The 18,986-nt window shown below is 67.4% G+C and carries 20 protein-coding genes; 17 read left to right on the top strand and 3 right to left on the bottom strand.

The genetic code is table 11. The features are described from left to right. The first annotated feature begins 37 nt into the window (after positions 1-37). The 6 genes from GQE99_RS13170 to GQE99_RS13145 all read left to right on the top strand — a co-directional run bounded on the left by GQE99_RS13170 (position 38) and on the right by GQE99_RS13145 (position 5,258). Positions 38-1,132, top strand: a complete 1,095-nt coding sequence (locus tag GQE99_RS13170) for an ABC transporter ATP-binding protein (protein ID WP_161352093.1) — start codon at positions 38-40, stop codon at positions 1,130-1,132. 123 nt (positions 1,133-1,255) lie between these two features. Then, the gene (locus GQE99_RS13165) at positions 1,256-1,471 is read left to right on the top strand and encodes a twin-arginine translocase TatA/TatE family subunit (RefSeq protein ID WP_161352092.1); all 216 of its coding nucleotides are present in this window, start codon (positions 1,256-1,258) and stop codon (positions 1,469-1,471) included. 32 nt (positions 1,472-1,503) lie between these two features. Further along, positions 1,504-2,313 carry a Sec-independent protein translocase protein TatB gene (gene tatB / locus GQE99_RS13160; protein WP_161352091.1) on the top strand — a complete coding sequence of 270 codons (810 nt, stop codon included), beginning with the start codon at positions 1,504-1,506 and terminating at the stop codon, positions 2,311-2,313. After that, positions 2,310-3,302, top strand: a complete 993-nt coding sequence (gene tatC, locus GQE99_RS13155) for a twin-arginine translocase subunit TatC (protein WP_161352090.1) — start codon at positions 2,310-2,312, stop codon at positions 3,300-3,302. The genes tatB and tatC overlap by 4 nt, the downstream gene beginning before the upstream one ends. Beyond that, positions 3,302-4,144, top strand: coding sequence for an ATP-binding protein (locus tag GQE99_RS13150; RefSeq protein ID WP_161352089.1), 843 nt, complete (start codon positions 3,302-3,304; stop codon positions 4,142-4,144). Before tatC ends, GQE99_RS13150 begins: the two co-directional genes overlap by 1 nt. Before the next feature lie 118 nt (positions 4,145-4,262). After that, complete coding sequence (locus GQE99_RS13145) at positions 4,263-5,258, top strand: fatty acid desaturase (protein ID WP_161352376.1); 996 nt, start codon at positions 4,263-4,265, stop codon at positions 5,256-5,258. A gap of 136 nt (positions 5,259-5,394) precedes the next feature. Here GQE99_RS13145 and serS read toward each other — a convergent pair whose 3' ends face one another. Next, positions 5,395-6,687: a serine--tRNA ligase gene (serS, locus tag GQE99_RS13140; protein WP_161352088.1), complete on the bottom strand. Its 1,293-nt coding sequence runs from the start codon at positions 6,685-6,687 to the stop codon at positions 5,395-5,397. A 199-nt stretch (positions 6,688-6,886) separates the two neighbouring features. On the opposite strand from serS, the gene GQE99_RS13135 reads away from it, so the two are divergent. From GQE99_RS13135 to GQE99_RS13085, 11 genes are all read left to right on the top strand, one after another. Beyond that, positions 6,887-8,005, top strand: coding sequence for a GNAT family N-acetyltransferase (locus GQE99_RS13135; RefSeq protein WP_161352087.1), 1,119 nt, complete (start codon positions 6,887-6,889; stop codon positions 8,003-8,005). A 122-nt stretch (positions 8,006-8,127) separates the two neighbouring features. Continuing rightward, positions 8,128-8,460: a preprotein translocase subunit YajC gene (gene yajC / locus GQE99_RS13130; protein ID WP_161352086.1), complete on the top strand. Its 333-nt coding sequence runs from the start codon at positions 8,128-8,130 to the stop codon at positions 8,458-8,460. 37 nt (positions 8,461-8,497) lie between these two features. Next, the gene (gene secD / locus GQE99_RS13125; protein ID WP_161352085.1) at positions 8,498-10,168 is read left to right on the top strand and encodes a protein translocase subunit SecD; all 1,671 of its coding nucleotides are present in this window, start codon (positions 8,498-8,500) and stop codon (positions 10,166-10,168) included. A gap of 1 nt (position 10,169) precedes the next feature. After that, positions 10,170-11,138: a protein translocase subunit SecF gene (gene secF, locus GQE99_RS13120; protein ID WP_161352084.1), complete on the top strand. Its 969-nt coding sequence runs from the start codon at positions 10,170-10,172 to the stop codon at positions 11,136-11,138. A gap of 157 nt (positions 11,139-11,295) precedes the next feature. Further along, the gene (locus GQE99_RS13115; RefSeq protein WP_161352083.1) at positions 11,296-11,649 is read left to right on the top strand and encodes an Mth938-like domain-containing protein; all 354 of its coding nucleotides are present in this window, start codon (positions 11,296-11,298) and stop codon (positions 11,647-11,649) included. Beyond that, entirely contained in the window at positions 11,649-12,272 is a 624-nt protein-coding gene (gene ccmA, locus GQE99_RS13110; protein ID WP_161352082.1) for a heme ABC exporter ATP-binding protein CcmA, read from the top strand. Before GQE99_RS13115 ends, ccmA begins: the two co-directional genes overlap by 1 nt. Further along, complete coding sequence (ccmB, locus tag GQE99_RS13105) at positions 12,269-12,925, top strand: heme exporter protein CcmB (RefSeq protein ID WP_161352081.1); 657 nt, start codon at positions 12,269-12,271, stop codon at positions 12,923-12,925. The genes ccmA and ccmB overlap by 4 nt, the downstream gene beginning before the upstream one ends. Before the next feature lie 52 nt (positions 12,926-12,977). Further along, on the top strand, positions 12,978-13,751 hold the full coding sequence (locus GQE99_RS13100) for a heme ABC transporter permease (protein WP_161352080.1): 774 nt from the start codon (positions 12,978-12,980) through the stop codon (positions 13,749-13,751). Beyond that, complete coding sequence (ccmD, locus tag GQE99_RS13095; protein ID WP_161352079.1) at positions 13,744-13,896, top strand: heme exporter protein CcmD; 153 nt, start codon at positions 13,744-13,746, stop codon at positions 13,894-13,896. The genes GQE99_RS13100 and ccmD overlap by 8 nt, the downstream gene beginning before the upstream one ends. 1 nt (position 13,897) lies before the next feature. Further along, complete coding sequence (locus tag GQE99_RS13090) at positions 13,898-14,425, top strand: DsbE family thiol:disulfide interchange protein (protein ID WP_161352078.1); 528 nt, start codon at positions 13,898-13,900, stop codon at positions 14,423-14,425. 97 nt (positions 14,426-14,522) lie between these two features. Further along, positions 14,523-15,374: an SMP-30/gluconolactonase/LRE family protein gene (locus GQE99_RS13085; RefSeq protein WP_161352077.1), complete on the top strand. Its 852-nt coding sequence runs from the start codon at positions 14,523-14,525 to the stop codon at positions 15,372-15,374. Between the two features lie 99 nt (positions 15,375-15,473). Here GQE99_RS13085 and trpE read toward each other — a convergent pair whose 3' ends face one another. Both trpE and GQE99_RS13075 read right to left on the bottom strand, forming a co-directional pair. After that, entirely contained in the window at positions 15,474-16,982 is a 1,509-nt protein-coding gene (gene trpE, locus GQE99_RS13080; RefSeq protein ID WP_161352076.1) for an anthranilate synthase component I, read from the bottom strand. A gap of 7 nt (positions 16,983-16,989) precedes the next feature. Then, on the bottom strand, positions 16,990-18,831 hold the full coding sequence (locus tag GQE99_RS13075; RefSeq protein ID WP_161352075.1) for a SurA N-terminal domain-containing protein: 1,842 nt from the start codon (positions 18,829-18,831) through the stop codon (positions 16,990-16,992). Positions 18,832-18,986: the final 155 nt, after the last annotated feature.

The raw sequence follows: 18,986 nt of genomic DNA, 5'->3' as shown, positions 1-18,986 counted from the left end.
AGCCTGAGCGTTTTCATCAGGTTCCGAGAGGCCAAACGTGACCGAATTGCCCCGTCTTGAGGTATCGAATCTGACCCGAAGCTTCGGTGGCCGGGTCGTGGTCAATGACGTGTCGCTGACCGTCATGCCGGGGCAGGTGACCTGCCTTCTCGGCCCCTCGGGCTGCGGCAAGTCGACCACGCTGCGCCTCATCGCCGGGGTGGATCGCCCCGACGCGGGCGAGGTGCGGATGGACGGCGCGCTGATGGCGGGCGGGTCCACGATGGTGCCGCCGGAGGCGCGCGGCACCGGGCTCATCTTCCAGGATTTCGCATTGTTCCCGCACCTGTCGGTGTCCGACAACGTGGCCTTCGGGCTCAAGGGCACGCGGACCGAGAAACGCCTGCGCGTTCACGAGCTGCTCGAAAAGGTGGGGCTTGCGCGCTACGTCGACACCTTCCCGCATGAATTGTCCGGCGGGGAGCAGCAGCGCGTTGCGTTGGCCCGTGCCCTCGCCCCACGTCCCAAGATCATGCTGATGGACGAGCCGTTCTCGGGTCTCGACAACCGGCTTCGCGACGGCATCCGCGACGAAACGCTCGCCATCCTGAAGGAAGAGGGCACGGCGGTCCTGCTCGTCACCCACGAACCCGAAGAGGCGATGCGCATGGCCGACGAGATCGCGCTGATGCGCGGCGGGCGGATCGTGCAGCGGGGGGCGCCCTACAACATCTACAACGCCCCCGCCGACCGCGAGGCGGCGGCATTCTTCTCGGACATCAACGTGATCGAGGGAACCGTGCAGGGCGCGTTGACACAGACCGCCTTCGGCCAGTTCCTCACGCCCGGTTACGCGGACGGGGCCGAGGTCGAGATCGTGATCCGCCCCCAGCACCTCAGCATCGATTTCTACCGCGACGGGCAGGCCCCGGCACCCACGCCCGAACACGGCGTCTGGGCCCCCGCCACGGTCAGCCGCGCGCGATTCGTGGGCACGGAATCGATCGTCGATTTCGTGATGGAGGACGCCTCGACGCTCAAGGCGACGATCCCCAATGTCTTTCTGCCGCGTCCGGGTACCACGTTGTGGATCGCGATCCGCCGAGATCGCTGTTTCGTGTTCCCAGCCGGCGGCAAAAGCGCGCAGGGGTGAACAAACCCGTGCATTTTATTGCCGAACGAACGGCTTTGGGGGTTTGATCTTTCGCCCGAAGTCAATAAATACGATGGACGGAATGGGGCGCGGACGATGTGCGCCCCGAAAGGGAGAATTCCTATGCTGAACAATATCGGGCTTCCTGGCCTTCTTCTCATCGCGGTCGTCGTGCTCGTGCTTTTCGGACGCGGCAAGATCTCGTCGCTGATGGGCGAGGTGGGCAAGGGCATCACCTCCTTCAAGAAGGGTATCGATGACGGCAAGGCCGAGATCGAGAACCAGTCCTCGGAAGATGCCAAGGACGTCACGCCCGAGGGCGAGAAAGACAAGGCTTGAGCCACTTCTTCGTCCTCTGAGAGGCGCCGTCCATGCTCGACATCGGTATGACCGAGCTTTTGCTCATCGGCATCGTCGCGTTGATCGTGGTGGGGCCGAAAGACCTGCCCGGCATGTTTCGCACGCTGGGCCGGTTCACGGCGCGTGCGCGCCAGCTGGGCCGCCAGTTCACGCAGGCGATGAACGACGCCGCCGACCAGTCCGGCATGAAGGACGCGGCGGACAGCCTGAAGGGCGTGTCGAACCCGCGCAAGTTCGGCATGGACAAGCTGAACGAGGCGGCCAGCAACTTCGAAAAGTGGGATCCCTCCAAGTCGACCGGCAAGCCGCCCGAACACGGCCGCAAGCAGCCCGACCCCGAGCGTGAGGCCGACGTGGCCAAGATCCGCGAGGCGACCCAGAAGAGCGGGCAGGCCAAGCTTGACGCCGAGAAGGCCGCGGCCGCCGAAGCCGATGTGCCGGCCGAGGACGCGGCGACGGACAAACCGTCCGCCAAGACGCCGGCGGCGAAGAAGACCCCTGCGAAAAAGCCGGCGGCCAAGAAAACCACGGCGAAGTCGGCCTCGACCACCAAGTCCACAGCGAAGAAACCGGCCGCGAAAAGCACCGGCGCGGCGAAGACGGCGACGAAGCCCAAGACCACCAAGTCCACCGGGACCAAGTCGACCGGAACCAAGGCAACTGGGACGAAAACCGCGGCGACCAAGACGGCCGCGAAATCGTCGCCGAAATCGACCGGAACCAAGACGACGGCAGGGGCCAAGTCGACCGGCGCGGCCAAGACCGCGACCAAGAAAGCCCCGGCCAAGAAAGCGCCCGCCAAGAAGGCTGCCTCTGAATGAGCGACACGAACGAGATCGAAGACAGCGCGGCACCGCTGATCGAACACCTTGCCGAGCTGCGCACCCGCCTGATCTACTCGGTTCTCGCCTTCATCGTCGCGATGGTGATCTGCTTCACCGTCTGGAACCCGATCTTCAACTTCCTGACCCAGCCGCTGTGCAGCGCGCGGGTCGCCGATGGCGCGGATTGCGGCCTGATCCTCATCAAGCTTCAGGAAGGCTTCTTCCTCGCCGTGTCGATCTCGCTCCTGGGCGGGCTGTTCCTGGCCTTCCCCGTGATTTCCTACCAGATGTGGCGCTTCGTGGCGCCGGGGCTCTACAAGAACGAGAAATCGGCCTTTCTGCCCTTCATGATCTCGTCGCCGCTCATGTTCGTGCTGGGCGCGGCCTTCGCGTTCTACGTGGTCACGCCGCTGGCCTTCGACTTCTTCCTGGGCTTCCAGCAGGAAGGCACGCTGATCACCGAGGACGAGGTCCGCAACACCACCGCCGGCATCGCCTTCCAGGGCTCCGCGCAGGAATACCTCAAGCTGACGATCAAGTTCATCGTCGCCTTCGGCCTGTGTTTCCAGCTGCCCGTGCTGCTCACGCTCATGGGCAAGGCGGGTCTCGTCTCGGCCGTTGGGCTGGGGCAGGTGCGCAAGTACGCCGTGGTCGGCATCCTTGTGCTGGCCGCGCTCGTCACCCCGCCGGACGTCATCACCCAGGTGATCCTGTTCGTCGTGGTCTACGGCCTCTACGAGATCTCGATCCAGCTCGTGAAACGGGTCGAGCGCAAGCGCGAAGAACGCCTGCGGGCCGAGGGGCTGTGGTTCGAGGACGACGACGAGGAAGAGGGCGGTGCGACCACCCCGGCCACGAAGGCGGCGTCCACGCCGGCGCAGCCGGAAGAGGACGACGACCCACTTCTCGCCGAGTTCGACGAGGATGACGGCGAACCGGAGCCGGACGACGAGGACGTCGATCCGGACGCGCCGAAAAAGGACTGATGTCGACCGATCCGCTCATCCGCATCGCCGAGGCGCTGGAGCGTATGGCGCCGGCGCCGCGCGCGACCCCTGACTTCGACGCGGCCGACGGCTTCGTCTGGCACGTGGACCCCGACCGGCTCGCCCCGGTCGCGCAGGTGAACCGCGTGGAGATCGACCTCCTGATCGGGGTCGACCGCGCCCGCGACACGCTGCTGGCCAACACCAGCCAATTCGCGCGCGGCCTGCCGGCCAACAACGCGCTTTTGTGGGGCGCACGCGGGATGGGGAAATCCTCGCTCGTGAAGGCCGTCCACGCGGCGGTCAACGCCGAGCACCCGGTCAAGATCGTGGAACTCCAGCGCGAGGACCTTCCCAGCGTCGGGCGCCTGCTGACGCACCTGCGCGGCGCCCCGCACCGCTTCATCCTGTTCTGCGACGACCTGTCGTTTTCCCACGACGACGAGCACTACAAGTCGCTCAAGGCCGTGCTCGACGGCGGGATCGAGGGGCGGCCGGAGAACGTGGTTCTCTACGCCACGTCGAACCGGCGCCACCTGATGCCGCGCGACATGATCGAGAACGAACGCTCCACCGCGATCAGCCCCTCGGAGGCCACCGAAGAGAAGGTGTCGCTGTCGGACCGGTTCGGGTTGTGGCTGGGCTTCCACCCCTGTTCGCAGGACGAGTACCTCGCCATGATCCGCGGCTATTGCGACGCCCACGGGGTCGATATCGCGGACGAGTACCTGCGCGCCGAGGCGATCGAATGGCAGGCGACGCGCGGCGGGCGCTCGGGCCGGGTGGCCTGGCAGTTCTTCCTCGACCTCGCCGGGCGGCATGGGGTGCAGGTGCCACAATGACGCCCCCGCGCACGCGCGCAACCTTGCAAAAATCGAACCGGAATATACCTTGCGACGTAAGGTATCAGGTCGCGCAGACAGGCGGCGATCTGGGAACTGGGGAATGACGATGGATGATCTGACTGTCCGGCAGGCGTCCCGCGCCTACAACGAAAAGAACGACGCGCTGGCCCTCTTCAGCCTCGGGGCGAACTTCGTGGTGTATTTCGGGTCGCTCTACCTCGCGATTCGCGCCGCGCAACTCGACCTGTGGTGGCTCTATGCCCCGCTCGTGGTCGTGCTGGCCCTCGCGGCCGGCCGTCTTTACGTGCTGGAACACGATTTCGGCCACCTGAGCTTCTTCTCCAGGCGCAAGTGGAACATCCTGGGCGGGCACCTCGTGTCGCCCTTCACGCTCGCCGAATTCTACACGATGCAGTACAACCACGACGAGCATCACCGACAGATCGGCAACCTCGAACACCGCGAGGCGGGCGAGATCTTCACCATGACGCTTCGTGAATGGAACGAGGCGGGGTTCTGGAAGCGCCTGCACTACCGGCTCTACCGCAACCCCTTCGTGATGATCCCGCTGGGCGCGTTCGTCACCTATTTCCTGGTGTGGCGCTTCCCGAAGAACACGATGAAGATCGCGCCGAAATCGGTGTTGATCCACAACATCGTGCTGTTCGCCTGGTGGGGCCTGGTCTATGCGCTCTCGGGCTGGATCGGCGTGATCACCATCTGGGTGTCGATCTTCGTCGCGGGCTGCCTGGGCGTCTTCCTCGTCTACTTGCAGCACAATTTCGAAGACACCTACTGGGACCGGCGCCCGGACCTCAGCTTCGACCAGGCGGCGCTTCAGGGCGCGTCCTGCCTGTCCTTCGGCACCTGGTTCGACGAGGCCGTGGCCAACATCACCAAGCACGACATCCACCACCTGAACGCCTCGATCCCCTGCTACCGGCTGCGCCAGGCGCACCGGGAACTCGAGGACATCTTCCCGCTGCGCCGCATCTCGTTCCGCGAAGCGCTCCATGCCTTCACGCTCAAGCTCTGGGACGAGGAAACCGACCAGCTCGTGCCGTTCCCGAAAGACCGCCGCACGTCGCCCGCGATGGCCCCGGCCGAGTAGGCGACACCGGCAGGCCCGATGAAGAACGGCGCGGGACATCCCGCGCCGTTTTCCGTCAGGGGCATGATCCCCTTCATCGTTCCACAAATACTTCGGGGGGCGCGGGGGGCTGGCCCCCCGCTTCCACACCCCGACCTCAGGCCAGAACGCCCTCTGCCGTGATCCACGACCGGCCGCCCAGGTAGGGACGGATCGCCTCGGGCAGCGTGACCGAGCCGTCCTCTTCCTGCCCGTTCTCGAGCACGGCGATCAGGCAGCGCCCGACGGCGAGGCCGGAGCCGTTCAGCGTGTGGACGAACTCGGGCTTGGCCCCCGCCTCGGGGCGGAAACGCGCGTTCATGCGGCGGGCCTGGAAATCCCCGGTCGTGGAGACCGACGAGATCTCGCGGTAGGTGTCCTGGCCGGGCAGCCAGACCTCGATGTCGTGGGTGCGCCGGGCGCCGAAGCCGATGTCGCCCGTGCACAGCACGACGGTGCGGTAGGGCAGCCCCAGGCGCTCCAGGATGTCCTCGGCACAGCGGGTCATGCGCTGGTGCTCGGCCTCGCTGTCCTCGGGGCGCGTGATCGAGACCATCTCGACCTTCTCGAACTGGTGCTGGCGCAGCATCCCGGCGGTGTCCTTGCCGGCGGACCCGGCTTCGGAGCGGAAGCACTGGGTGTGGGCGGCGTAGCGGCGGGGCAGGGTGGACGCCTCGACCGTCTCGCCGTTCACCATGTTGGTCAACGTCACCTCGGCGGTGGGGATGAGCCACCAGCCGTTGGTCGTCTTGTAGCTGTCCTCGCCGAATTTCGGGAGCTGCCCGGTGCCCATCATCATCTCCTCGCGCACGAGCACGGGGGTGATGGTCTCCGAAAGGCCGTTCTCCTCGACATGGGTGTCGAGCATGAACTGGGCGAGCGCGCGGTGCACGCGCGCCACGGCGCCGGTCATCACGGCGAATCGCGAACCCGACAGTTTCGCGGCGGTCTCGAAGTCGAGCCCGTCCTGCACGGCCGCGAGCTCGTAATGCTCCTTCGGCGTGAAGGAGAATTCACGCGGGGTGCCCCAGCGGCGGATCTCGACGTTGTCGTCCTCGTCCTCGCCGTCGGGCACGTCGTCCGCGATGACGTTGGGCAGGGTCATGAGAAGGGCGGTGAGCGCCTCGTCCTTGGCCTTCGCCTCGTCGTTGAGCCGCGCGATGTGCTTTTTCTTGTCGGCCACCTCGGCGCGCAGGCGCTCGAACTCCGCTTCGTCGCCCGAGGCCTTGGCCGCCCCGATCGCCTTGGCGGCCTTGTTGGCCTCCGCTTGCGCGGTCTCGGATTCGAGGATCGCGGCGCGGCGTGCCTCGTCCAGCGCCAGGACCTCCGCCGACACGCCCGACAGGCCGCGGCGCGCCATTGCGGCGTCGAAAGCCTCGGGGTTGTCGCGAATGGTGCGGATGTCGTGCATGGCTCGGGTCCCTCAACTGCGTTCGGCGCGGTTATGCCCGATTACACGAAGGGGCGCAAAGGGCGAAAACGGTCCGGCCGCGGCGCGCGTGACGGCGACAGGAAAATCGCCCCGCGCCCTCGATTTATCCTCGAAACATGTTATCGTGCGGTCACAATACGTCGGGGTGGGGCGCGTTGGTAGAACGGGTGTGGTGAGCGTGTCCCGACAGGTTCAGATCGTAACGCAGGACGACATTGCGCCGTCCGCCTGGGACGCGGTTGTTTCGCCCGGGCAACGAAAGCCGAAACTCCTGCATGACTGGGCGGCCGCGATGGCCCGCCAGTACAGCCGGGGCGGAAAGCTCCGGGTGGTCGCGGTCGGCCCGCGCTCCGCGCCCGAGGCCCTTCTGCCGCTCAGCGTCGGGGAGGGCTGGCTCCGGCGTCACGGTTTCATCGCCAATGACGACGGGGGCCTGGCCGTGGCGCGCCGGGACGATGCCGTGCTGGGCGACCTGGCGGCCGGCGTGATCGGGCTGGGCAAGCCCGTCGACCTGGGGTTCTACCCCTCCGACGACCCCTTCATTCCCGCGATCCGGCGCGCGGCGCGCGGCCGGGCGGTGGTGGTGCTCAAGCCGCAGGAGACGCCGTCGGCCCCGTGGCTCGACCTCGACGCCTCCTGGGCGGAGCCGGGTACGCATCTCAGCCGCAACACGCGCCAGTCCCTGCGCCGCAACGAACGGCGGCTGCGCGAACTGGGCGAGGTGACGTTCGAGGTGATCGAGCCGGAACCGGAGGCGGTGGACGGGCTCCTCGACACGGCGGTCGCGGTCGAGGCGAAGGGCTGGAAGGACCGAACCGGCACGGCGCTGTCCCACGACCACCGCCAGCAGGCCTTCTTCCGCGACTACGCCAGGACCGCGGCGTGGGCCGGTCGGCTGCACATGGCGTTCCTGCGCCTCGACGGCGCGGCGGTGGCCATGAGCATCGGCGAGATCCGGGACAACGTGTTCTGGCACTACAAGATCGGCTACGACGAGTCGGTCGCGAAGTTCGGCCCCGGCGCCATGATGCAAAACCACCTGACCGCCCACCTAGCGGAACGTGGCGTGTCGCGCATCGAGATGCAGGGGCACCTGGCGGCCTACAAGAAGAAGTGGACCGACAAGGCGGTGCCGACCACGGCGGTGCGCATCTACCCGTTCACGCCCCGCGGGCTCGCGGCGGTCGGCCACGATGTCGCGCGCCAGGGGCTCAAGCGGTTCGAGGCGCGGCGGATGCGCGCGGCAAAGCGCGAGACCCGCAAGACGCCCGGGACCAAGCCGCCCCGGCGCGGGTGACGCCGCGCCACCCCCTGTGTCGATTTCGCGCCGTCCATTGCTTGCCAACACATGGGTGCCCATATAGGGTCCGCGCCAGCCAAAAGGGGGCCACAGGGCCCTGACAATCAAGGGACCAATCCATGCTCGTATCGCCCGCTTTCGCGCAGGCCGCCGCACCCGGTGGCAGCCTCCTGAACGGAATGCTCATCCCGATGATCCTGGTTTTCGGGATCATGTACTTCTTCCTCATCCGCCCGCAGCAGAAGAAGATGAAGGAAGACCAGAAGATGCGCGAGGGGTTGCGCCGCGGCGACCAGGTGGTCACCCAGGGCGGCATCATCGGCAAGGTGTCCAAGGTGAAGGAAGGCGAAGAGGTCGAGGTCGAGATCTCCGACGGCGTGAAGGTGCGCGTGACCAAGTCCGCGATCCTGCAAGTCATGTCGAAGACCGAGCCGGCCGAAGCCAAGAGCTGAGCCAACACCACCACCAACAGGGGCGGGGCAGCACCACATGCTGAACATTTCCATCTTCAAGCGGGTCGTCATCATCCTCGTGGTGGTGGCTGGGCTGGTCTACGCCCTTCCGAACCTGTTCTACGGACAGGTCGAGCGGCACAACGACGCGGCTGCCGCGATCGAGCTTTCGGGCGCCGAGACGCCGACGCCGGAACAGGAAGCCGACCTGTCGGCCTGGCCCGAATGGCTGCCCTCCGGGCTGGTCAACCTCGGGCTCGACCTGCGCGGCGGCGCGCACCTGTTGGCCGAGGTCCAGGTCGAGGACGTCTACGAGGCGCGGATGGACGCGCTGTGGCAGGAGGTCTTCCCGATCCTGCGCGAGGCGCGCTCGGTCGTCGGCACCATCCGCCGCGTGCCCACCGATGACGGCACGCTGCGCGTGCGCATCGGCAACACCGAGGCGATCGACGACGCCGCCGAACTGGTGCGTCAGCTGGCCCAGCCCGTGACCTCGCTCACCGGGGCCGGGGCCACGGACATCGAGGTCGCCGTCGAGGGGAGCGAGATCGTCGCGCAGCTGTCGGACGCCGAGAAGCTCGCCACCGACGACCGCACGATCCAGCAATCGCTCGAGATCATCCGCCGCCGGGTGGACGAGGTCGGCACGCGCGAACCCACGATCCAGCGCCAGGGCGAGGACCGGGTTCTGATCCAGGTCCCCGGTCTCGGCTCGGCCGACGAACTCAAGGCGCTGATCGGCACCACCGCGCAGCTGACCTTCCAGCCGGTCGTCGGCCGCACCAGCGACGCCGACCAGGCGCCGGGGCCGAACAACGTCATCTACCCGTCGGTGGACCAGGAAGGCGTCTACTACATCCTCGAGGACACGCCGGTCGTCACCGGCGAGGACCTGACCAACGCGCAACCGACCTTCGACACGAACGGCCGCCCCGCGGTGAACTTCAGTTTCAACCCGCACGGCGCGCGGCTCTTCGGCGACTACACCGCCGAGAACGTGGGCAGCCCCTTCGCAATCGTGCTCGACGAAGAGGTGATCTCGGCCCCCCGGATCAACGAGGCGATCCCGGGCGGCTCCGGCATCATCACCGGTGATTTCACGGTCGAGGAATCGACCAACCTCGCCGTGCTCCTGCGCGCGGGCGCGCTGCCGGCCGAGATGACGTTCCTCGAAGAACGCACCATCGGGCCCGAGCTGGGCGCCGACAGCATCGCGGCGGGTGAAATCGCATCGCTCGTGGCCTTCGCCGGCGTTCTGCTCTTCATGGGGCTGAGCTACGGCTGGTTCGGTATCCTCGCCAACATCGCGCTGATCCTGAACGTCGGGCTGCTCTTCGGCCTGCTCTCCGCCATCGGCGCGACGCTGACCCTGCCGGGGATCGCGGGGATCGTGCTGACAATCGGTATGGCCGTGGACGCGAACGTGCTGGTCTTCGAACGCATACGCGAGGAATCGAAGGCCGGGCGCGGTCCGGCGCGGGCCATCGACCTGGGCTACGAGAAGGCGCTTTCGGCGATCATCGACGCCAACATCACCACGTTCCTGACCGCCGGCATCCTGTTCCTGATGGGGTCGGGACCGGTCAAGGGCTTCGCCGTGACCCTTGGTCTCGGCATCCTGACATCCGTGTTCACCGCGATCTTCGTCACGCGCCTGATGGTCGTGATCTGGTTCGAACGCCGCCGCCCGAAGACGTTGGAGGTCTGATATGCGCCTGAGACTCGTTCCCAAGGAGACGTCGTGGGATTTCTTCTCGCGTTCGAAACTGACGCTCGGCTTTTCCGGGCTGCTGGTCGTGGCCTCGATCATCGCGTTCTTCGTGATCGGCCTGAACTTCGGCATCGACTTCCGGGGCGGCACCACGATCCGCACCGAGAGCACGCAGGCCGTCGACGTGGGCGAATACCGTGACGCGCTGGCCCCCCTGGGGCTGGGCGACGTGTCGATCAGCGAGGTCTTCGACCCCAACTTCGGGCCCGACCAGAACGTCGCGATGGTGCGCATCCAGGCACAGGACGGCGACCAGGCGATCTCGGTCGAGACGATCCGGGCCGTCGAGGACGCGCTCCAGACCGTGGACCCCGATATCACCTTCCCGAGCGTGGAAAGCGTGGGCCCCAAGGTCTCCGGCGAACTGATCTGGACCGCCGTCGAGGCGGTTCTGGCCGCCATCGCGACGGTGCTGATCTACATCTGGCTCAGGTTCGAATGGCAGTTCTCGCTGGGGGCCGTGATCGCGCTGGTCCATGACGTCGTGCTCACCATCGGGGTGTTCTCGATCTTGCAGATCCAGTTCGACCTGGCGATCATCGCGGCGCTGCTGACCATCGTGGGCTATTCGCTGAACGACACCGTGGTCGTCTTCGACCGGGTGCGCGAGAACCTGCGCCGCTACAAGAAGCTGGAGTTGCAGGAGGTCCTCAACCTCTCGATCAACGAAACGCTGAGCCGGACGGTCATGACCTCGGTCACGACGCTGATCGCGCTGATCGCGCTGTTCATCCTGGGCGGCGACGTGATCCGCGGCTTCGTCTTCGCGATGATCTGGGGCGTCGTCGTCGGCAGCTATTCGTCCGTCTTCGTGGCCTCCGCGATCCTTCTGCGCCTCGGCGTGAAGCGCGACTGGTCCAAGCCCGACGCCGAGGCGGGCACGCAGTTCGGGTCCGCCGAAAGCTGACAGCGCGCAGGCCGCCCGCCGTGGGCGGCCGCGCTTTTTCCCAAAGCTGGTCAACGGGAGGCGGCTCAACCGCGCGCGCGGACCGTGGGACCGGGGCACTCGGGCCTGCCGGCGCGAGGGCCTTTTCCCCGGTCTTCTGACAGGGTAGGGAGGGGCCATGGAAATGCACGAGATCACATACGGGCAGGCGATGCCGGTCGAGGGCTACGGCCCCGGGTTCTTCCGCGTGGCGGGCGACGTGATCGAGGGGCCGATGCTGGCCACCGGCAAGCGCGCGGTGAGCTGGGGCGGGCTCGAGGACGAGGCCGCGCTGCTGGCTCTCAAGGACGAGATCGACGTCCTGTTCCTCGGCACGGGTCCGGAAATGGATTTCGCCCCCAAGGGCCTCAGCGAAAGGCTGAACGCCGCCGGGATCGGGATCGAGGCGATGTCCTCGCCCGCCGCCTGCCGCACCTACAACATCACGCTGTCCGAAGGGCGCCGCGTGGCGCTTGCGGTGCTCCCGGTCTGATGGAGCTGCGGGTCGAGGGCCTCACCGTGGCGCGCGGCGGCGTGCCGGTTCTGGAGGGGCTGGGCTTTTCCCTGAAGGCGGGCGAGGTGCTGGTGCTGCGCGGGCCGAACGGGTCGGGCAAGACGACGCTCCTGCGCACGCTGGCAGGGCTTCAACCGCCGCAGGCGGGTGAAATCAGCCTGCCGCCCGAAACCATCGCCTACGGCGCCCATGCCGACGGGCTGAAGGCCCAACTCACCGTGACGGAGAACCTGATGTTCTGGGCGCGGGTCTATGGCACCGGCGACATCGACGCGGCGCTGTCGCGCATGAACCTCGTGTCCCTGCGTGACCGGCCGGCAGCGAACCTGTCGGCGGGGCAGAAGCGGCGGCTGGGGCTGGCGCGGCTTCTCGTCACCGGGCGCCCGATCTGGCTGCTCGACGAGCCGACCGTGTCGCTCGATACCGCCTCGGTCGGGCTCTTCGCCGATTGCGTGCGCGCCCACGTGGCCGACGGCGGGGCGGCCCTCATCGCGACCCATATCGACCTCGGCCTCGAGGCCGAGATCCTCGACGTGACGCCCTTCCGGGCCGACCCGGACGCCGCGCGTGTGCAGGGCGCCTTCGACGAGGCCTTCCTGTGATCGCGCTCCTGATGCGCGACCTGCGCCTGTCGGTGCGCGCCGGCGGGGGCTTCGGCCTCGGGCTGGCGTTCTTCCTGATCGTCACGGTGCTCGTGCCCTTCGGCGTCGGGCCGGAGGCCGAGATCCTTGCGCGGATCGCGCCGGGTATCCTGTGGGTGGGGGCGCTCTTGGCCTGCCTCCTCTCGCTCGACCGGATCTTCCAGCTCGACTTCGAGGACGGCTCGCTCGACCTGCTGGCCACGGCGCCTGTCCCCATGGAAGGCGCGGTCGCGATCAAGGCGCTGGCGCACTGGCTGGTCACGGGCTTGCCGCTCACGCTGGCCGCGCCGCTCTTCGGCGGGCTCATGTCGATGCAGGCGCCGGGGCACTGGTGGATGTTCGTGACGCTGCTCCTGGGCACGCCCGCGCTGTCGATGATCGGCGCCTTCGGCGCGGCGCTCACCGTGGGGCTGAAACGGGGCGGGCTGCTCCTGTCCCTGCTGGTGCTGCCGCTTTACGTGCCCACGCTCATCTTCGGGGCCGAGGCGGCGGCGCGCGGCATGGCCGGGCTGGCCAATTCCACGCCGCTCCTTATGGTCGCCGGGATCACGGCAGGCAGCGTCGCGCTTCTGCCCTTCGCGGCCGCTGCGGCATTGCGTATCAATCTGCGGTAATGTGAACGGCGCCCTCTTGCCGGGGACGGCAGGGACACATAGGAAAAACGGCATGACTACGACGCGCACCAAACAGGCGAACGACCGCTGGAACTGGCTCTGGGAATGGGCCAACCCTGTGAAGTTCATGTCGCTGTCCGCCAGGGCCCTGCCGTGGGTGACGGCAATCACCGTCGTGACCTTGGTCGTGGGGCTCGTGTGGGGCTTCTTCTTCACCCCGGAGGCCGCGAAGTTCGGCTCTTCGGTGAAGATCATCTACGTCCACGTGCCCTCGGCCATGATGGCGATCAACATCTGGGTGATGATGCTCGTCGCCTCGCTCATCTGGCTGGTGCGCCGCCACCACGTGAGCGCGCTGGCGGCCAAGGCGGCGGCGCTCGTGGGCGTGGTGATGACCGTGATCGCGCTCATCACGGGGGCGATCTGGGGCGAGCCGATGTGGGGCACCTACTGGGCCTGGGATCCGCGCCTGACGTCGTTCCTGGTGCTCTTTCTCTTCTACCTCGGCTACATGGCGCTCTGGGCCGCGATCGAGGACCCGGACACGGCCGCCGACCTCACCAGCGTGCTGGCGATCGTGGGCTCGGTCTTCGCGCTTCTCAGCCGCTACGCGGTGAACTTCTGGAACCAGGGTCTGCACCAGGGGGCGAGCCTGTCGCTCGATGCCGAGGAGAATGTCTCGGACGTCTACTGGCAGCCGCTGGTGATCTGCCTTGTGGGCTTCGTGGCGTTGTTCGTGCTGCTGCTCCTGGTGCGTACGCGCACCGAGGTTCGCAAGCGGCGGGTGCACGCGCTGGAAATGCGGGAGCGGATGTCGGATGCCTGATCTGGGAAAATACGCCGGCGCGGTCGTGACCTCCTGGGCCGCGACGCTTGTTCTGGTCGCGGCGCTGATCGCGATCACGTGGTGGCAATCGGCGCGGGCGCGCCGCAAACTGGACGCCGCGGAGGCGCGTCGCAAGGAACGCTGACATGAAACCCCTTATGATCCTGCCGCCGCTGGTCTTCCTCGCGCTCGCGGCCCTGTTCTTCTTCGGCATGAACCGCGAGGGCGCCGATCAGCTGGAATCCACCCGCGAGGGCGGGCCGGTGCCGCCGATGACGGTGGAAAGCTTCCCGGGCGAGGAGGGCTTCACCATCGAGGCGCTCGCGGACGGCGAGGTGAAGCTCGTGAACTTCTGGGCCAGCTGGTGCGCCCCCTGCCGCGCCGAACACGCGAACCTCATGGCCTTCGCCGAAGAGGGCATTCCGATCTACGGGATCAACTACAAGGACGAGCCGGCGAAGGGCCGGGCGTTCCTGGACGAACTGGGCAATCCCTTCGTCGCGGTGGTGTCGGATAAGAGCGGGCGCACCGGGCTTGACTGGGGTCTCTACGGCGTGCCGGAGACCTTCGTGATCGACGGCGACGGCATCATCGTGAAGCGCTTCGCGGGCCCGATCACCGGCCAGATCCCGGAGAACATCATCCGCCCCGCGCTGGAGGAAGCCGCGCGCTGAGACCGATCGTCGGCGGATTGGCGCCGTCAATCTAGCCTATTGAAGGTTTGGATCGGAGAGCGTGCGACCCTGTGGTCCATCCAATAGGGAGGATCACATGCGATACATCATCGGAAGCGCGCTTTTCTTCTCCGCCGGCATGGCGCTTGCGGGCAGTCACGGTGGCGGCTGGACGCTCGAAGGTTTCAGCGCGCCGGAATCGGCCTATTTCGATGCCGGTTCGAACCAGATCATCGTCTCCAACATCGGCACCTTCGGCCCCGATGGCGGCATGGACGGGCGCCTGTCGCTGGTCTCGCCGGAAGGCGAGATGATCGCGGCGGACTGGATCACCGGGCTCATGGACCCGAAGGGCATGGCCTCGGTCGACGGCACGCTCTATGTGGCCGACGCGGTCGGGCTCCACGTGGTCGACATCGCCACCGGCACGCTCGAGGAGACGATCGAGCTGGACGGGGCGCAGTTCCCCAACGACGTGGCCGCGGGGCCCGACGGGGCGATCTACGTCACGGACATGTTTGGCGGCGGTCTCTACAAGGTCATGGACGGCAGCGCCGAGGTCTTCGTGGAAGCCGGGTCCATGAGCCTGCCCAACGGCATCTGGGCCCAGGACGACCGGTTGATCGTGGGCTCGATGGGCGAGAAATTCGTCATGGAGGAAGGCCGGGTCGAGGGCGCGGGCGCGCTGCTCGCCGTGGATTACGGCTCCGGCGAGGTCACGGTGCTGGACGGCGCGGGCGAAACCGGGGCGATCGACGGGGTCGTCGAGGTCAACGGCAAACTGGTCTATTCCGACAACCCGACCGGCGAGATCGTGGCCTATGACGGAAGCAGCCTGAACGTACTGGCCACCACCGAGGCCGGGGCCGCCGACATCGGCGTGATGGGCGAAATGGTGCTCGTTCCGCTCATGCAGGGCGGCAAGGTCACCGCGATGTCGATCGACTGAGGGGTGTCGGCGCGGGCGTTGCCTGCGCCGACCCGGTCGGGGGGCCAGCCCCCCGAACCCCCCGAGGTATTTTTGAAACGAAGAACGGGGGACGCGCGGTCAGGAATTGCCCGTGCGCGCGAAGAGGCCCGCGTCCTCGGCCGCGCGTCGGATTGCCTTGGACTTGTTCACGGTTTCCTGGAATTCGGCTTCCGGGTCGCTGTCGTAGACCACGCCGCCGCCGGCCTGGATGTAGAGCTTCTGGTCCTTCACGACCGCGGTGCGCAGGGCGATGCACATGTCCATGTCGCCGTTCGCCGAGAAATAGCCCAGCCCGCCACCGTAGACGCCGCGCTTTTCCGGCTCGAGCTCGTCGATGATCTCCATCGCGCGCACCTTGGGCGCGCCGGAGACGGTGCCGGCGGGCAGGCCCGCGAGAAGGGCGGAAAGCGCGTCGTGGTCCTCGGAAAGCTCGCCCACCACGTTGGAAACGATGTGCATCACGTGGCTGTAGCGCTCGATGATGAATTCCTCGGTCGGGCGCACGGTGCCGATCTTCGCGACCCGGCCCACGTCGTTGCGCCCGAGGTCGAGGAGCATGAGGTGTTCGGCGAGTTCCTTCTGGTCGGCCAGCAGGTCGTCTTCGAACGCCTTGTCGGCCTCGGGCGTGGCGCCGCGCGGGCGGGTCCCGGCGATGGGTCGGATCGTCACCTCGCGCCCGAAGACCCGCACCAGGATCTCGGGGCTGGCGCCCACGACCTGGAAGCCGCCGAAGTTGAAGAAGAACATGAAGGGCGACGGGTTGGTGCGCCGGAGCGAGCGGTAGAGCGCGAAGGGCGGGAGCGGGAAGTCCTGCGTCCAGCGCTGCGAGGGGACCACCTGGAAGATGTCGCCCGCGCGGATGTATTCCTTCGCACGTTCCACGGCCTCGAGATAGGCGTCGTGGGCGAAGTTCGACACCGGTGCGCCGATCGGGGTCGCGTCGCCCAGGTCGTGGCGCGTGGGCGGCTGGCGTTCGAGGTCGCGCAGCGCGTCCTGCACCCGTTCGGCGGCCTGCGCGTAGGCGGCCCTGGCCGACAGCCCCGAGGACTGGAACACCGGGGAGACGAGGATCACCTCGCCCTTCACCCCGTCCAGAACGGCGACCACCGAGGGACGCACCATCACCGCGTCGGGCAGGCCCAGCGGGTCCGGGTTCACGTCCGGCAGGTGTTCGACAAGCCGGATCATGTCGTAGCCCAGGTAGCCGAAGAGGCCGGCCGAGGCGGCGGGCAGGTCGTCGGGCAGGTCGATGGCGCTTTCGGCGAGAATCGCGCGCAGGGCCGTCAGCGGGTCGTCCTCGCAGGGCTCGAACGCGTCCGGGTCGAAGCGCGCCTGCCGGTTCACGCGCGAGGTCTCGCCGTGGCACTGCCAGATCAGGTCCGGTTTCATGCCGACGATCGAGTAGCGCCCGCGCACCTCGCCGCCGGTCACGCTTTCCAGCATGAAGCTGTCGGTGCGGGCCTCGGTCAGCTTGAGCATGAGCGAGACGGGCGTGTCGAGGTCGGCCGCGAGGCGGGTGTACACGACCTGGTTCAGGCCGGCGTTCCAGGCTTGCTCGAAGCTGGCGAAATCCGGGGTCAGCGCCATCTGGGTCTCACGGGAAGTTGGCGTGGACGGCGTTGATCATCGCCTGGTCCAGCGTGACGCCCGCCTGCGTCTCGAGCGCCGAGGAGAAGGCGTCCTGGAGGTCGAGCGCCATGCCTTGCGACACGCGCTGCGCGAAGGTCGACTTGACCTGCCGCGCCTCGGTGCTGTCCTGGTCGGGGGCGTTGATGTCGTCGAGGCCCACGACCACCACCTGGCCATTGCCGGAGACCACGCGCCATGCGCCTTCATCCATCGCGAAGACGGTCTCGATCAGCGCCTGCGGCGTGCCCTGGATGAAGCCCGCGCGGTCGATGTTCTCTTCCACGACCTGGGTGAGGCCGACGGTCGAGGGCGCCTCGGCCCCGCTTTCGAATTCGGGCAGGAGCGCCTCGCCGCGCGCGACGAGCGCCTCGGTCAGGGCCTGCTCTTCCCAGCTTGCCCGGACCTCGTCGCGGACGTCCGCGAAGGGCTGGAGTTCGGGCTCGCGGATTTCGTCGAGGCGCAGCGCGAAGACCGAGCCGTCCTCGAGTTCGATCACCTCGGGGAAGTCGTTCGGCCCGACCTCGCGCGCAGCTTCGCGGAAGGGCGCGTAGGCGGCGATGCCGTCTTCCATGCCCTCGAACCAGCCGATCTTGCCGACGGTCCAGAGGTCGTTCTCGGCCAGTTCCTCGAGCGTCGCACCGCTGGCGAGGCTTTCGTCGATCTCGGTGGCGCGGTCGCGCACCAAGCGGCGCGCGGCGTCGGCGGCGTATTCCTCGAAGAGCTGGTCGCGGGCGTCCTCGAAGCTGGTTTCCTGGGCCGCGAGCGTGGCGTTCACGCGGTAGAGCGCGGGGCCGAGGTTGGTCGGGACGGGGCCGGTGACGCCCGGCTCCTCGAGCGCGAAGACCGCGTCGCCGCCGCGCCCGAGCTCGGAACGGGTCACGTCGCCCATGTCGACGTCCGACAGGCTGAGGCCGCGCGTCTCGACGGCGGCGTCGAAGGTCGTTTCCCCGGCTGCGATGCGGTCGGCCACCTCCTGCGCCTCTTCCTCGGAGCCGAAGACGAGGCGTTCGACCAGCCGGCGCTCGGGCACCTGGAACTCGTCGATGCGGCTCTCGTAGAGGTCGCGCAGGATCTGGTCGTCGGCCGGGATCTCGTCGATGACCTCTTCGGGGCGCAGCCAGCCGTAGGTGATCTGGCGCGTCTCGGGCAAGGTGAATTCGGCCGGGTTTTCCTCGTAATAGGTCTTGAGCTCGGCCTCGGTCGGCTCCGCCACCGGCTCTTCGAGGGCCGCGCGCGTCACCGGGGCCCAGGTGAAGTCGCGGGTTTCGCGGGCATAGGCGAAGAGCGTGTCGGTGTAGGCATCGGGCACGGCCAGGTCCGAGGTCACGGCATCCGACAGGATCGTGCGGGCCACTTCGGCGCGCATGCTTTCCTCGAACTCCTGTGCGGTCAGGCCGGATTGTTCGAGCACGAAGTCGTAGGTGTCGCGGTCGAAGCGGCCGTTGGGGCCCTGGAAGGCCTGGATCTCGGTCACGCGGTTGGCGAGCGTTTCATCGCCCACCGAAAGCCCGATACGGTCGGTTTCGTTCTCGAGCGCCGTGATCGCGATCACGCGCGACAGGACCTGCTGGTCGAGTCCGAGCGCCTTGGCCTCGGCCATCGTCGGGCGTTCGCCGGTTTCGGCCTGGTAGGCGTTGAGCTCGGCGTTGAGCTCGCGGAAGTAGGTCGAGGCGTCGATTTCCGTGTCCCCGACGGAGCCGATCGAGTTGACCGAGCCGCCGAAATTGACCGAGCCGAATCCGACGAGGCCGATGATCACGAGCCCCATGATGATCCACACGAAAAACCGCGAAATGTTCGAGAACATGGCCTGTTGTCCTTGCTTGGTTCAGTGGGTTGTAGCCGTCGCATGGGTGAATGCCAACAGCGGTTTTGAGCGCGATCCGTGGCGGGAAAACGGCGCGCGCGGGCGCGCGCGCAGGTCTGGCGCTGTCCCTCCTGCCGGCGGGCCCGCGCGGGGGC

It is taken from the genome of Maritimibacter harenae (assembly GCF_009882975.1).
GTDB classification, from domain to species: domain Bacteria; phylum Pseudomonadota; class Alphaproteobacteria; order Rhodobacterales; family Rhodobacteraceae; genus Maritimibacter; species Maritimibacter harenae.
The sequence above is the reverse complement of the archived record's forward strand: the minus strand, read 5'-3'. Positions and strand labels throughout refer to the sequence as shown.

Bases quoted from the DNA above. Each gene is read 5' to 3' on its own strand.
- tatC (WP_161352090.1), top strand. From the start codon at position 2,310: ATGAGCGACACGAACGAGATCGAAGACAGCGCGGCACCGCTGATCGAA.
- GQE99_RS13090 (WP_161352078.1), top strand. From the start codon at position 13,898: ATGAAACCCCTTATGATCCTGCCGCCGCTGGTCTTCCTCGCGCTCGCG.
- ccmA (WP_161352082.1), top strand. From the start codon at position 11,649: ATGGAGCTGCGGGTCGAGGGCCTCACCGTGGCGCGCGGCGGCGTGCCG.
- GQE99_RS13115 (WP_161352083.1), top strand. From the start codon at position 11,296: ATGGAAATGCACGAGATCACATACGGGCAGGCGATGCCGGTCGAGGGC.
- secF (WP_161352084.1), top strand. From the start codon at position 10,170: ATGCGCCTGAGACTCGTTCCCAAGGAGACGTCGTGGGATTTCTTCTCG.
- trpE (WP_161352076.1), bottom strand. From the start codon at position 16,982: ATGGCGCTGACCCCGGATTTCGCCAGCTTCGAGCAAGCCTGGAACGCC.
- GQE99_RS13075 (WP_161352075.1), bottom strand. From the start codon at position 18,831: ATGTTCTCGAACATTTCGCGGTTTTTCGTGTGGATCATCATGGGGCTC.
- GQE99_RS13150 (WP_161352089.1), top strand. From the start codon at position 3,302: ATGTCGACCGATCCGCTCATCCGCATCGCCGAGGCGCTGGAGCGTATG.
- tatB (WP_161352091.1), top strand. From the start codon at position 1,504: ATGCTCGACATCGGTATGACCGAGCTTTTGCTCATCGGCATCGTCGCG.
- GQE99_RS13165 (WP_161352092.1), top strand. From the start codon at position 1,256: ATGCTGAACAATATCGGGCTTCCTGGCCTTCTTCTCATCGCGGTCGTC.
- ccmD (WP_161352079.1), top strand. From the start codon at position 13,744: ATGCCTGATCTGGGAAAATACGCCGGCGCGGTCGTGACCTCCTGGGCC.
- serS (WP_161352088.1), bottom strand. From the start codon at position 6,687: ATGCACGACATCCGCACCATTCGCGACAACCCCGAGGCTTTCGACGCC.
- GQE99_RS13100 (WP_161352080.1), top strand. From the start codon at position 12,978: ATGACTACGACGCGCACCAAACAGGCGAACGACCGCTGGAACTGGCTC.
- secD (WP_161352085.1), top strand. From the start codon at position 8,498: ATGCTGAACATTTCCATCTTCAAGCGGGTCGTCATCATCCTCGTGGTG.
- yajC (WP_161352086.1), top strand. From the start codon at position 8,128: ATGCTCGTATCGCCCGCTTTCGCGCAGGCCGCCGCACCCGGTGGCAGC.
- GQE99_RS13085 (WP_161352077.1), top strand. From the start codon at position 14,523: ATGCGATACATCATCGGAAGCGCGCTTTTCTTCTCCGCCGGCATGGCG.